Source organism: Paracoccus sp. MA, from assembly GCF_020990385.1.
Taxonomy (GTDB): domain Bacteria; phylum Pseudomonadota; class Alphaproteobacteria; order Rhodobacterales; family Rhodobacteraceae; genus Paracoccus.
In genome coordinates this window covers 473,416-486,613 of record NZ_CP087599.1, presented here as the reverse complement: position 1 = coordinate 486,613, position 13,198 = coordinate 473,416, and the positions used below count along the sequence as shown (strand labels likewise).

Sequence of the window (13,198 nt, the reverse complement as noted above, 5' to 3'; positions counted from 1 at the left end):
GGGGCGCAGGTCAACGGACAGAGCGTCCGGGCGCGGCGGACAGGCTGTCCGTCGATGCGTCCCGGCGCCACACACGGGACAGGTTGTCCAGGCATGGCAGACATATTGTCAATTGATATCAATACCATGATCTGGCCTCATCCCTTTCCACGCGCATCCGCGACTGCGACCGCACGCCGGAAGAGGAGCCGGCGGCATCGCGCCCCAGGTCGCATGCCCAGGGAGGAACAACACATGACGGATCTTCAGGAAAGCTGGACAGAGATCGGCGCTCCCGCCGGCCTGCTGTCCCGAGACCGCACGATCGCGAAGCCCGGCTTCAACCGCTGGCTGGTGCCGCCCGCCGCGCTGGCGATTCACCTGTGCATCGGCATGGCCTATGGCTTCTCGGTGTTCTGGCTGCCGCTGTCGCGCGCCATCGGCGTCAGCGACCCGGTGACCTGCGAGGGCATGAGCCTGGTCTCGGCGCTGTTCACCACCAGCTGCGACTGGCGCATCGCCGATCTGGGCTGGATCTATACGCTGTTCTTCGTGCTGCTGGGGTCCTCGGCCGCGATCTGGGGCGGCTGGCTGGAAACCGCGGGGCCGCGCAAGGCCGGCGTGGTCGCGGCCTGCTGCTGGTGCGGCGGCATGGTCGTCTCGGGCATCGGGGTGATGACGCACCAGCTTTGGCTGATGTGGCTCGGCTCGGGCTTCATTGGCGGCATCGGGCTGGGCCTGGGCTATATCTCGCCGGTCTCGACGCTGATCAAGTGGTTCCCCGACCGGCGCGGGCTGGCGACCGGCATGGCGATCATGGGCTTCGGCGGCGGCGCGATGATCGGGGCGCCCCTGGCCGACCGGCTGATGAACTATTTCCAGTCGGCGCAAGGCGTCGGCGTCTGGCAGACCTTCTTCGCCATGGCGGCGATCTATCTGGTCTTCATGCTGGCCGGGGCCTTCGCCTATCGCGTGCCGCCGGCCGGCTGGAAGCCCGAGGGCTGGCAACCCAAGGTCTCGGCTAGGAAGGCCGCGATGATCACCCCGCACCACGTCCACCTGCGCGACGCCCACAAGACCCGCCAGTTCTGGCTGATCTGGCTGGTGCTGTGCCTGAACGTCTCGGCCGGGATCGGGGTCATCGGCATGGCCTCGCCCATGCTGCAGGAGATCTTCGCCGGCCATCTGATCGGACGGCCGGACCTGGACTTCACCCAGCTCGACACCGGGCAGAAGGCCGCCATCGCCGCCATCGCCGCCGGCTTCGCGGGGCTCTTGTCGCTGTTCAACATCGGCGGACGGGTGGGCTGGGCCTCGGCCTCGGACAGGTTCGGGCGCAAGAACACCTATTGCATCTTCTTCATCCTGGGCATCGCGCTTTACACCCTGGCGCCCAGCGTGGCGCATTCCGGCAACCAGGTGCTGTTCGTGGCGATGATCTGCATCATCATCTCGATGTATGGCGGCGGGTTTTCGACGGTGCCGGCCTATCTGGCGGATGTGTTCGGCACGCAGTTCGTCGGCGCCATCCACGGCCGGCTGCTGACCGCCTGGGCCACGGCGGGCATCGTCGGGCCGGTGGTGGTGAACTACCTGCGCGAGGCGCAGATCGCCGCCGGCGTGCCGCGGGCGCAGGCCTATGACTACACGATGTACATCCTTGCCGGTTTCCTGGCGCTGGGGCTGGTCTGCAACCTGCTGGTCCGACCCCTGGACGAGAAATGGTTCATGAAGCCCGAGGAGCTGGCAGCCCTGCAGGCGCGCGAGCACAAGACGGCCGAGGTCAGAAGCGGTACCTTCGGCATCGACCGCGGCCGCTTCGACCTGCCGGCGCTGCTGGCCTGGGCGGCGGTTGGCATCCCCCTGGCCTGGGGCGTGTGGATGACGGCGCAGAAGACCGCGGCGCTGTTTCACTGACAAGGCGGGCCCTCCCCCGGCGCAGCAACGGGGGAGGGCTTTCCGATCGTCGCTCGGTCTTGCCGAGAGGTCGCAAGCGAACGGCCAAGCATCCCGGATCAACCTCGGTTTTCATGCCGATGCCCAAGGGCCATGCCGGCAGGATTCACAGCGGTTGATGACCCGAAATGCCACCGCGATCCTCCTGGTGCATGTCTCGTGCCCTCGGGATCGCGGCGGTGTGATGCCGATGGACCCGCCGCCGCGCCGCATTTCAGCCAGCAGATCGGCAAGCGGCGCCCGCACCGCCGTCACGATACGGTCCGCCTGGTTCTGATGCGGCCTCGATCATCTCCCTTTCGATGGTTTGGGCGAGCGCGTCGAGGGGCAGGGCATAGGGGGTCTGGCCGAACGGGTCCTCGAGCTGGTGGCCAAGCGCGTCGAGGCCGAAGAAGGTATAGGCCACCAGCAGCACCGGCAGCAGCGTCCAGATGCCCAGAGACCCCGCCAGCGCGAAGGGCAGGAGCAGGCAGAACACCAGCGCCGTGCGATGCAGCAACAGCGAATAGGCGAAGGGCACCGGCGTCGTGGCGATGCGCTCGCAGCCGGCCTGGGCCGCCGAAAGCGCCTGCAGATGGCCCTCGAGCACCGACCAGCGGATCGGGTCCAGCCCGCCCGGTCCCAGCGCCGCCGCCAGCCGCGCCCCGGCCTCGCGCAGCACCGCGTCGGTCGGGTTGACCCGGCCGGCCAGCGGCAGGTCAGGCTGCCAGCGGGCGATGGCGGCGCGCTCGTCCCGGCCGCGCAGCCGCGCCGCCAGCCCGGCGGCAAAGCCGCAAAGCGCGTGCAAGAGCGGCCCGCGCAAGTCGGGCGGCAGGCCGGCGCTGGCCCGCGCCAGGCCGCGGCAGCCGGTCAGCACCTGGCCCCAGAGCTGCCGCCCCTCCCACCAGCGGGCGTAGCAGGTGCCGTTGCGAAAGCTCATGAACACCGACAGCGCGATGCCGATCAGGGTAAAGGGAAAGGCGCTGATCGTGGCGAAGATGCCCGGGTGCAGCCCGGCTGCCAGCACCGCCACCAGCGACACCGCCCCGATCGCCGCCAGCCGGCCCAGGATCGAGGGAATGATCGAGCCATGGACCGTGAACAGGATGTCGCGCAGGCTGGGCTGCGAGCGCCGGATCATCGCCGTCTCAGGCCTCCAGCACCACGACCGCCTCGGCGGTCTGCATCTGGAAGGTCAGGCTTTCCTGCAGATACAGCGTCACCGTCTGCGCGTCATGCGACAGGTAACCGATGGCGATGTCCTGGCCCAGCCACAGATCGAAATCGCCGCCGCGCGTCGTCACCACCGCGCCGCCCTGCAGCGCCTGGCTCCAGGTCACCGGCGCATCTACCAGCTTTTCCAGGTGCTTGAGCACCGGATAGCCGTCCTCGGCCCCGCCGCTCGCCGCTGTGAAGCCGGCGGTTCCCAGGACCAGCGCATAGGGCCCGTTCACCCCGGCCAGCCGCAGGGCGCTGACCGCGCGCGCCACCGCCTCGGGGTAGTCCGCGACATCCTCGGGCAGGGGCACGGCGGGGTTGCTGGTTTCGGGCAGGATGCCCTTGATGCCGGCCTCGGGATAGCCATGGAACACCAGCCGGTCCTCGGCCAGGGCAAGCTGGCGCGCGGCGTCCTTCAGCGGCTGCCAGTCGCTGTCGTTGGCGCCGCGCGCCACGTCGTCCACGGCGGCGCGGGTCAGGGTGAAGGGCACGCGCAGCTCGACCAGCGGGTTCACCTCGCGCTGCTGGCAGGCGACGCCCTCGGCCAGCGCCGGCGCGGGCTTCAGATGGCCGGTGCCGACGGCGGACAGCGCGAAGCCCTCGGGCCCGTGCAGGTCGACGACCCGCCGCGCACCGAGGTAGCGTTTCAGCGTGCGCGCGGCCTCTTCCTCGATCTGCGCCCAGGCGGCGCTGCTGATCGGGGCCAGTTCGCGGTAGAGATTGTCCATGTCAGTTCCCCTGTCCAGTCTGGCGTTTCAAGGATCCGAGGCCCAGCGAGCCGTCGGGCGCCGCCGCGGCGGCCGGCGCGGCGGCCGGCGCCATGGGCTGGCCGGCACCGATGCGCTCCAGCACATCGACGGTCGGCACGAAGAACAGCCCGCCCGTCACCGCCGTCGAGACATCGAGGATGCGGTCGTAATTCCCCGGCGGCAGGCCGATGAACATGTTTTCCAGCATGGTCTCGATGCGGCCCGGCTCGCGGGCGTAGCCGATGAAATAGGTGCCGGCCTCGGCCCGGCCGGGGCTGCCGAAGGGCATGTTGTCGCGCAGGATCTGCAGCTGGTTGCCCTGCGCGTCGTTGATGTTGGTCAGCACGTTATGGGCCGAGCTGGCCTTTTCGGCATCGGGGAATTCGATGTCCGAAAGCTTGTGCCGGCCGATGACGCGTTCCTGCGCGGCCACGCCCATCGCCTCCCATTTCGCAAGGTCGTGCAGGTATTTCTGCACGATGACATAGCTCGAACCGGCGAAGGCGGGGTCTTCGTCGCCGACCAGCACGGCCTCGGACCGTGCCGCGCCTTCGGGGTTCTCGGTGCCGTCGACGAAGCCCAGCAGGTCGCGGTTGTCGAAGAACTTGAAGCCCTGGGTCTCGTCCTCGAGCGTGGTGGCCGGGCCGAGGCGCAGCATGATCTGGCGCGCGAGCTCGAAGCAGAAATCCGGCCTCGCGGCGCGGATATGCAGCAGGATGTCGCCGGGCGTCGCCGGCGCGTGATGCACGCCCGAGATGGCGCGGAACGGGTGCAGGCCGGCCGGCGTCGCGCCCATGCCGAGCCGGTCCCAAAGCCCGGCACCGATGCCGATGATGCAGGACAGCGCCGCCTCGGCGTTGCGAAAGCCCACCGCGCGGATCAGGCCGGGCAGATCGGCCGCAAGGTCGCGGAAGGTCTGCACCGCCGCATCGCCCTCGTCCAGCGACAGCGTCAGGAAGACGGCGTTGGCGGTCAAGGATCCGTCGACGGGCTGGCTGGCAATCGTTGTCATTGGCTCTCCTTCGCTGGCATGGGATCAGAAAAGCTTATTCGGCCGGCTTGCGAAAGCACCGAGATCGTCCGGATAGGCACGTGACCCCGGCCAAGGCTTTGGCGAACTCGGCCTTGCCGACGCCAGTCGGGCCCAGGAACAGGAAGGTGGCGATGGGCCGGCTGCCTTGCCGCAATCCGGCCCGCGCCAGCCGCGCCGCGTCCGAGACCGCCTCGATGGCGCGGTCCTGGCCGATGACGTGCTGGTGCAGGCGGCTTTCCATCTGCAGCAACTTTTCCTTTTCCTCCTGCGTCAACTCGTTCACCGGGATCCCGGTCAGCTTCGAGACGATATCGGCGATGTCGCCGACCTGGACCTCGGCGCTGCAAGAGCCGACCCGGGCCTGCCAGGCATCGGTCTTTTCCTCGAGATCCTTTTCGCGCTCGGCGATCCGGGCCTCGAATTCCTTGGCCTTGTCGAAATTCTTGCGAGGCGGCATAGGCCTGCTCGCGCTTCAGGCCGGCGATCGGGCAGGCCGAACAGGATCAGCGGGGCGCCCTCGGGACTGGGCTCGTAATGGCCCTCCATGGCCAGGACCTTGGCGGGCTGGTGCTCCAGCGTGTTCAACCCATGCGCGTCGCCGACCAGGACCTGGATCGGCGCGACGATGGCCGCCATCCACATCGCCATCGAGAACATCTTGCGCGCGCCGGGATTGGCGCGGCCGCGCAGCAGGTGCCAGGCCCCGACCGCACCCACCGCCAGCGCCGTGGTCAGATAGGCGGCGATGACCGTATGCACCAGCCGGTACGGGAAGCTTGCGGTGAAGATGATGGCCCACCAGGACGGCCCCGGCACGAACTGCCCCTGTTCGGTGAGCAGATGGCCCGCCGGGGTCTGCATCCAGCTGTTCGCCGCCAGGATCCAGGTGGCCGAGATCAGCGTGCCCAGCACGACCATGCAGGTGGCCAGGAAATGCAGCCCCTTGCCGACCTTGTTCATCCCGAACAGCATCACGCCCAGGAACCCCGCCTCGAGGAAGAACGCGGTCATCACCTCATAGGCCATCAGCGGGCCGATCACCGGCCCGGCCTTTTCCGAAAAGACCGACCAGTTGGTGCCGAACTGATAGGACATCACCACGCCCGACAAGACGCCCATGCCGAAGACCACCGAAAAGACCTTCAGCCAATAGCGGAACAGGTTGGCATAGACGCCCCTGCCCGTGCGCAGCCAAAGCGCCTCGAGCACCATGAGATAGCTCGCCAGCCCGATCGAGAAGGCCGGAAACACGAAGTGGAACAAGACCGTGAAGGCGAATTGCACGCGGGCCAGGAGCACGGCGTCCCGATGTTCAAGCATGGCTGCCCCTCCGGGGGATCAGGTGGCGATGCGAACGGGAATGGATTTCGCGGCGGGCGTGCCGCTGATCCGGTCAATGTAATCAAGCGGCAGAAGCGGATTCAGCTCGGGGTAATATCCGGCGACAGACCCGCGCGGCATCGGGTATTCCACTACCGTCAGCCCCTCGACTCGGCGCGGCCGCCCGTCGCGGCTGATCGTGTCCAGCGCCACCGTCTGGCCGTCGCGCAACCCGCGCGCGGCGATGTCGCCCCCGTTCATGAACAGCACCATGCGGTCGTTGTAGATGCCGCGATAGCGGTCGTTGTGGCTGTAGATCGTGGTGTTGAACTGGTCGTGGGACCGGATCGTCGACAGCCGCAGCATCTGCGGATCATCCACGGGGTCGTTGACCTCCAGCCCCGGCAGCAGCAGGAAATTCGCCTTGCCGTTCGGCGTCGCCCAGATGCGCCGGCGCGGCGGCACCTCGAGATGAAAGCCGTGCGGCGCCTTGATGCGACTGTTGAAATCCGCATAGATCGCCGGATAGACATCGGCGATCCGGTCGCGGATCGCGCCGTAATCGTCGATGTATTCCTGCCAGGGCGTGCGGCTGTCCGGCAGCGTCGCCAGGGCCATGCGGCAGACGATCTCGACCTCGGGCAGGCAGTCGGGGCTGGCCGGCGTCAGCACCCCGCGCGAGGCGGTGACGTTGGACATGCTGTCCTCGATGGTGACGAACTGCTCGCCCCGGGCGGTGCGGACGATCTCGGAACGCGCCACCACGGGCAGGATCAGCGCGTCCCGGCCATGGACCAGATGGCCGCGGTTCAGCTTGGTCGCGATGCCGACGGTCAGGTCGAGCTTGCGCATCGCTGCATAGGTCCGCTCGGTGTCCGACATGGCGCGGGCGAAATTGCCGCCGAGACCGATGAAGACCCTGGACTCGCCACGCAGCATGGCCTCGACTGACTCGACGGCGTGATGACCGTGTTCGCGCGGTGGCTCGAAGCCGAAGACAGCGGCCAGCCGGTCCAGATAGTCCTGCGACGGCTTTTCGTCGATGCCGACGGTGCGGTCGCCCTGCACGTTGGAATGCCCCCGGATCGGCGAGATCCCCGCGCCCGGCTTGCCGAAATTGCCGCGCAAGAGCAGCAGATTCACCACCTGCTGCACCAGCCGCGAGCCCTGCTGGTGCTGCGTCACCCCCATGCCGTAGCAGATCATCGTCGCGTTCGAGCGGATATAGATCTCGGCCAGCCGCCGGATCTGCGCCTGGTCGATGCCCGAATGCCGCTCCAGTTCCGCCCAGTCCAGCGCCTCGACCTCGGCCCGGACCCCGTCCAGGCCGGCGGTGTGGGCGTTGACGAAGGGCCAGTCGATGACGTCCTCGCCCGCGGCGTCGCGCTCGAAGATCACCTTCATCATGCCCTTCAGGATCGCCAGGTCGCCGCCGATCCTCACCTGCACGAATTCGCTGGAGATCCTGGTCGAGCCGAAGGTCGCCATCTGGATCATGTCCTGCGGCTCGGTGAACTGGATCAGGGCGCGTTCGGGCATCGGGTTGATGGTGACGATGGGCACGCCGCGTTTACGCGCCTCGACCAGGTTCGTCATCATGCGCGGGCTGTTGGTGCCGGTGTTCTGGCCGATGATGAAGATCGCCTCGGCATGTTCGAAATCGGCCATGACCACGGTGCCCTTGCCGACGCCGATGGCGGGCGGCAGGCCGCGGCTGGTCGGCTCGTGGCACATGTTCGAACAGTCGGGGAAATTGTTGGTGCCGAACTCGCGCACGAAGACTGCGTAAAGGAAAGCCGCCTCGTTCGGCGTCCGGCCCGAGGTATAGAATTCGGCCTGGTGCGGGCTGTCGAGGCCGCGCAGGTGCCGCCCGATCAGCGCGAAGGCATCGTCCCAACCGACCGGGACGTAGTGGTCGGTCGCGGGATCGTAGCGCATCGGCTCGGTCAGCCGGCCCTGCATCTCCAGCCAATAGTCCGACTGCTTCATCAGTTCGGTGACGCTGTGGCGGGCGAAGAAGTCGCGGGTGACGCGGGATTTCGTCGCCTCATGCGCCAGCGCCTTGGCGCCGTTCTCGCAGAATTCCAGTTTCTTGCGGCAATCGGCATCGGGAAAGGCGCAGCTCGGGCACTTGAACCCGCCAGGCTGGTTCATCGCCAGCAGCGCCCGTGACCCCTTGGTCAGCACGCTCTGCTCCATCAGCACCTTGGCCGTCGCCGCCGCCGCGCCCCAGCCTCCGGCGGGGTGATGATAGGCCTTGTAGACGGGCTTGCGGTCGGGCATCGGCGCGGTTCTCCTGTCGGGCCGGGCAGGCCCTGCCCCCCGATGGCAACAGGCCGGCGCCGCGATTGCAACGGACAGCCTGTCGGTCCATTCCGGACAATCAGTCCGGTACTCCTGGCCGTGGCGATGGCGCGATGCCGGCGCCAGCGCAAGGCGATACGAAGGATGTCATGCCGACAGAACGGATGCCGGCCGCGAGACATTTTCAACATGCCGGACGGGTTCTTTCGGATTGCAGGCCGTCCGGTCCGATGCAGCGACGGGATCGCAGCCAAGCCCGAGGGAGAGCGGCTTTTCCCCGCCGCCGCCGCGCTGCCTCTGCACGAAACCCCGCGCAGGTTGCGCCGCGGCCTGTCACGCGGTCTCTGAGGCGGGCCCCTGCGCAGCAAGCATTTGCGCCAGCCGCTCGGCGACCAGCCGGGCATCGGCCGTCAAGTCGGGGATACCCGTCAGCTCGCCGACATGGCCGCGGGTCAGCGGGCCGGTAACCAGCAGATCCGGCTGGGCCAGCCCGTCCTTGTCCGCCGCATGACATCCCGCCGTCACATCCAGACCCAGATGCAGCGGATCGGGGCGGATCAGTCCGGCCTCGGCCAGCGAGCCCAGCGGCGGCGATCCCGCGACGATGCCGCCATGCGCGGGGCCGGTGGTCAGGATCACCGCTTCGAACACCTCGCGGCGGATCGTCCGACCGCGCCATCGACCTGCCGCGTCGAGAGCAACCGCCCGGCCAGCATCGCCAGCCTGCCCTCGGCGATGCGCCGGTCCAGCACCGGCTCGACCTGCGCTGCGATGCGAAAGCGGTGCACGTCCCACCATACCCGCGGCCAGCGCAACAGGCGGGCACGCTCTGCCGGCGGCAAGGCCGCCCAGCGCGCCGGGCCGTCGCGGCGCACATTGTCATCGCCGCCCGCCAGAGCAGCCCGGCCCGGGCCTCGCGGCGCAGCGCCTGCCGGATCCGGCGCAACAACGCACGCCGTCCGAGCAGCAATACATCGATCAGGAGCTGCGCTCGCGGCGTTGAGCCGGGAACTCGGCATCAACCCCAAGACGGTGCCGACGTGGCGGAAGCGGGCGACGGTCGAGGATCTGAAGACTGGCCTGAAAGAGCCGCGCTCGACTGTGCTGACCGAGGCCGAGGAGGCGGCGGTGGTCGCTTTCCGGCGCCATACGCTGCTGCCGGCTCGGCCCCGGCAAGTTGTGCATCGGTCAGTCTCCTTGCGGAGCCTGGTCCGCGGCGCCACGGACAAGGCAGCAGGCCAGCACCTTGGCATTGGGGGGAAGGCCGCTCTTGCGGATGGCTCGCAGCCGGCCGAACCGGGCGCGGGTCCACGCGCCCGGCAGCGGCACGGGGCTTGCGGCGCGCAGGCGGGCCGGATGATCTTTCCCGCGAAGCTTAGCCGCTTTCTCATTGCCCGCGGTTGCGCCTGCCAGCGCACCGGGGGTTTCTGTTTCCGGCGCATCCTCAAGGTTGGACAACGCGGAAATATCTTGAATGATCTCAATGCCCCCTTCCGAGCGGGTTGGACAGGCCAACGGCATTGAATTTACAGAAGAAGAATGGCCCCCTACGAGCTGCCATTTCCCCCCTTGCCCCTATCCAATCCCGCCTTGAACAATCCGCTCTGGCCAGACGGCAAGGCGCGCAGGCACGAAGCGTGACTGAGCGGGCCATCGCGCTTTGGGTAGCGGCCCGTGTTGCGCGGGTGCGTGGATTGGCCGACCTGCCGATGGCGTTGTGGCACGGACCCAGGGGCAGCCTGAAATATCCCGGCACGGTGCAGGCCGCCGGGAAGGCGGCTCGCTCCGTGATCAATGACTGGCCGGCCGGATCAGCGGCACCTCATTGCCGTTCGCGTCGTAAAGCCGGCCGTCCATGAAATAATCCCCGTCCTCGAGCTGGGCGATGTCGGTATAGCGGATGGTTCGCTCCGCCGCAGCACCGAAGACCGAAGGCTGGTCGGAATTGCCGGCCGTGAAATGGTTGAACAGAAGGTTGAGCGTGATCGCCATCAGCGCCGAGGAGCTGATGCCCGAATGGAAGATCGTCTCGACCCAGGCCGGGAACTGGTGGTAAAAGGCCGGCAGCACGATCGGGATGGTGCCGAAGCCGATCGAGGTCGCGACGATGATCAGGTTCATGTTGTTGGCGTAATCGACCTTGGACAGGGTGCGGATGCCACTGGCCGCGACGGTCCCGAACAGGACGATGCCGGCCCCGCCCAGCACCGGGCTGGGAATGGCCGCGACGATCCGGCCCATCACCGGAAACAGCCCCAGCGCCACCAGGATCAGCCCGCCCGTCGCCACGACATAGCGGCTCTTGACGCCGGTCACGGCCACCAGACCGACATTCTGGGCAAAGGCGCTCTGCGTGAACGAGCCGACGACCGGCGCCAGCATGCTCGACAGCATGTCCGCGCGCAGCCCGTCGCCCAGCCGCCGCCCGTCCACCTTGGTCTCGACGATCTCGCCCACAGCGAAGATATCCGCCGAGGTCTCGACCAGTGTCACCAGGATGACGATGAACATCGAGATGGTGGCCGCGACCCCAAAGGTCGGATAGCCGAAGTGAAAGATCTGCGGCAGCGCGAAAACCGGCCCCTGCCCGACCTGGGAAAAATCGGTCATGCCGGTCGCATAGGCGATGGCCGTGCCGATCACCAGCGCCAGCAGAATCGACAGCCGGGAGATCGCGGCATTGCCGACTTTGCTGAGCAGCAGCACGATGGCCAGCGTGACGCCTGCCAGCAGGATATTGGCCGGGCTGCCGAAATCGGCCGCGTTGCGGTCGCCGCCCATCGCCCAGGTGCCGGCGACCGGCATCAGCGTCAGGCCGATGGTGGTGATCACGATCCCCGCCACCAGCGGCGGAAAGAAGCGGGTTATGCGGGAAAACACCGGCGTGATCAGAAGGCCCAGCAGCGACGAGGCGATGACCGCGCCGAAGATCGCCTGTATGCCGCCGTTGCCCGAGATGGCGATCATGGTGGCGACCCCGGCGAAGGAAACGCCCTGCACCAGCGGCAGCTGGCAGCCAAAGAAGGGCAGGCCGAGGGTTTGCAGGATGGTCGCGACCCCGCCGGCGAACAGGGATGCCGTAATCAGCAACCCGATGTCAGCAGGCGACAGGCCGGCGGCCTGGCCGACGATCAGCGGCACCGCCACAATGCCGCCATACATGGTCAGGATGTGCTGCATGCCATAGACCAGGTTGGCGGCAAGGCCCAGCCGTTCATCCTCGGGCCGGATCGGCCCCGCTTCCGCATTCTTTGCCGTTTGCACAGTCATCTCCCCCTCTTTCTCCGCAAGCAGACACTCTCCCTGTAAAGATTGGCGGAACTTATCGGGATAAGCCGGGGGTAACTTTTACAGAAATCTATATGCTGAATTAAAATCTGGTAGAAAGTCTGCACGGCTGCGGGCGCTGCGGGCCGGGCCCGCGACAGGATTTCCGCGGATGGCGGCCTCGACGGCCCGGCGTTACGATATATCGCGCACACCGCTGACGCGGTGACGGAAGGAATGTCGGGCCGGGCTGCCTGATTGCGGCGCCTCGACCCGGTTCGCGTCGGTAATGATCGCGCTGGCGCCGGCGCAGCCGGATATCCCCGTGGCGCCCCCTTCCGCCGACATGATCGGGCTCGCTCTGATGAATGGTCGGCGTCTCACGATTTCCCGACAATCGATGTCGTCCTCCATTGCTGGCTGGTAATAGTTGACCGGACCGATGGATGGCCCTTTCAGTCCAGGAAGCCTGTGGACCTCATCTCGCCATGGCTACATTGTCGTGAAGCCATCTCGACAGGAGCCTTATTCAGCATGATGGAAGACGATCGCGACCGCTATCTTGTCCCCGGCCTCTTGCGCGGGCTCGCGACGCTGAAACTGTTCACCCCCGCCTCGCAATCGCTGTCGCTGAGCCAGATCGCCAGGGCGCTTGGCATCACCCGCTCGGCGGCCTTCCGCACGGTCTATACGCTGACGCATGAGGGCTGCCTGCTCTATGACGAGCGCAGCCAGTCCTATGCCCTGGGCCCGGGGGTCATGCGGCTGACCTACGGCTATTTCGCCACGCGCGAGGTCGTCGAGATCGCCCAACCGGAACTTGCCCGTCTGCGCGAGAGGACGGGTTGGTCCGTGCATTTGGGGGTGCTTGACGGAACATCGGTCATGTATCTGATCCGCATTCCCGGCCCCAGGCATGAATCCTCGATCATTCATGTCGGAAGCCGGTTGCCGGCGCGGGCAACGACGCTTGGCCGGGTGCTGCTGGCCGGGCTTGATCCCCAGGAGATCCTGAATCGCTATCGTCCGGCCGCCGCGACGGCGGCGCCGCAGGCCACCGGGCTCGGCGTGCAGAAAGTCACCGAGATCCTGCGCCAGGCCAAGGCGGATGCCGCGGCAGAGGTCGTATCCCATATCGGGGATTTCGAGGCCGGAATCATTTCCGTGGCCGCCCCGGTCAGAACCATGTCCGGCCAGGTGGTTGCGGCCATAAACGTGACCGCTCCGAGAGAGGAAGGCATGGAACGGCAGATAGAGGAGGTCCGGACTGCGCTGGTCGCAACCGCCAGCCGGGTATCGCGCCTGCTGGGATGGGATCCGCCGGACCCGGCTTCATCATGCGGCGCCGACGCAGGGAAATAAGAAGGGGCGGGATCGTCCCGCCCCTGCTGTG

Annotated in this window: 9 protein-coding genes and 3 pseudogenes; 3 read left to right on the top strand and 9 right to left on the bottom strand. The window is 67.4% G+C overall.

Features of this window, described 5'->3' with window-relative positions:
• The first annotated feature begins 234 nt into the window (after nt 1-234).
• Entirely contained in the window at nt 235-1,896 is a 1,662-nt protein-coding gene (locus tag LOS78_RS21200) for an OFA family MFS transporter (RefSeq protein ID WP_230378640.1), read from the top strand.
• Between the two features lie 253 nt (nt 1,897-2,149).
• Here the strand turns inward: LOS78_RS21200 and LOS78_RS21195 are convergent, their stop codons facing one another.
• The 8 genes and pseudogenes from LOS78_RS21195 to LOS78_RS21160 all read right to left on the bottom strand — a co-directional run bounded on the left by LOS78_RS21195 (nt 2,150) and on the right by LOS78_RS21160 (nt 9,326).
• The gene (locus LOS78_RS21195) at nt 2,150-3,055 is read right to left on the bottom strand and encodes a bestrophin family protein (protein WP_230378639.1); all 906 of its coding nucleotides are present in this window, start codon (nt 3,053-3,055) and stop codon (nt 2,150-2,152) included.
• Nucleotides 3,056-3,062: 7 nt separating this feature from the next.
• Complete coding sequence (locus LOS78_RS21190; RefSeq protein ID WP_230378638.1) at nt 3,063-3,860, bottom strand: family 1 encapsulin nanocompartment shell protein; 798 nt, start codon at nt 3,858-3,860, stop codon at nt 3,063-3,065.
• A 1-nt stretch (nt 3,861) separates the two neighbouring features.
• On the bottom strand, nt 3,862-4,893 hold the full coding sequence (locus LOS78_RS21185) for a Dyp-type peroxidase (protein ID WP_230378637.1): 1,032 nt from the start codon (nt 4,891-4,893) through the stop codon (nt 3,862-3,864).
• An 82-nt stretch (nt 4,894-4,975) separates the two neighbouring features.
• Nucleotides 4,976-5,399 (bottom strand): annotated as a pseudogene (locus tag LOS78_RS21180) (Clp protease ClpC); the annotation flags it as partial.
• A pseudogene (locus tag LOS78_RS21175) lies at nt 5,398-6,234 on the bottom strand (cytochrome ubiquinol oxidase subunit I); the annotation flags it as partial. The pseudogenes LOS78_RS21175 and LOS78_RS21180, both read right to left, overlap by 2 nt.
• Nucleotides 6,235-6,252: 18 nt before the next feature.
• Nucleotides 6,253-8,517, bottom strand: coding sequence for an FdhF/YdeP family oxidoreductase (locus LOS78_RS21170; protein WP_230378636.1), 2,265 nt, complete (start codon nt 8,515-8,517; stop codon nt 6,253-6,255).
• A gap of 354 nt (nt 8,518-8,871) precedes the next feature.
• Complete coding sequence (locus tag LOS78_RS21165) at nt 8,872-9,177, bottom strand: hypothetical protein (RefSeq protein WP_230378635.1); 306 nt, start codon at nt 9,175-9,177, stop codon at nt 8,872-8,874.
• Entirely contained in the window at nt 9,174-9,326 is a 153-nt protein-coding gene (locus LOS78_RS21160) for a hypothetical protein (RefSeq protein ID WP_230378634.1), read from the bottom strand. The genes LOS78_RS21165 and LOS78_RS21160 overlap by 4 nt, the downstream gene beginning before the upstream one ends.
• Before the next feature lie 181 nt (nt 9,327-9,507).
• Here LOS78_RS21160 and LOS78_RS21155 point away from each other — a divergent pair.
• Nucleotides 9,508-9,699 (top strand): annotated as a pseudogene (locus tag LOS78_RS21155) (IS481 family transposase); the annotation flags it as partial.
• Between the two features lie 630 nt (nt 9,700-10,329).
• Here the strand turns inward: LOS78_RS21155 and LOS78_RS21150 are convergent.
• On the bottom strand, nt 10,330-11,808 hold the full coding sequence (locus tag LOS78_RS21150; protein WP_230378633.1) for a nucleobase:cation symporter-2 family protein: 1,479 nt from the start codon (nt 11,806-11,808) through the stop codon (nt 10,330-10,332).
• Between the two features lie 468 nt (nt 11,809-12,276).
• Here LOS78_RS21150 and LOS78_RS21145 point away from each other — a divergent pair, with 468 nt between their 5' ends.
• Complete coding sequence (locus LOS78_RS21145; RefSeq protein WP_230378632.1) at nt 12,277-13,167, top strand: IclR family transcriptional regulator; 891 nt, start codon at nt 12,277-12,279, stop codon at nt 13,165-13,167.
• The last annotated feature ends 31 nt before the right edge of the window (nt 13,168-13,198 follow it).

Coding starts and splice junctions, on each gene's coding strand:
- LOS78_RS21195 (WP_230378639.1), bottom strand. CDS start 3,055: ATGATCCGGCGCTCGCAGCCCAGCCTGCGCGACATCCTGTTCACGGTC.
- LOS78_RS21150 (WP_230378633.1), bottom strand. CDS start 11,808: ATGACTGTGCAAACGGCAAAGAATGCGGAAGCGGGGCCGATCCGGCCC.
- LOS78_RS21190 (WP_230378638.1), bottom strand. CDS start 3,860: ATGGACAATCTCTACCGCGAACTGGCCCCGATCAGCAGCGCCGCCTGG.
- LOS78_RS21185 (WP_230378637.1), bottom strand. CDS start 4,893: ATGACAACGATTGCCAGCCAGCCCGTCGACGGATCCTTGACCGCCAAC.
- LOS78_RS21200 (WP_230378640.1), top strand. CDS start 235: ATGACGGATCTTCAGGAAAGCTGGACAGAGATCGGCGCTCCCGCCGGC.
- LOS78_RS21170 (WP_230378636.1), bottom strand. CDS start 8,517: ATGCCCGACCGCAAGCCCGTCTACAAGGCCTATCATCACCCCGCCGGA.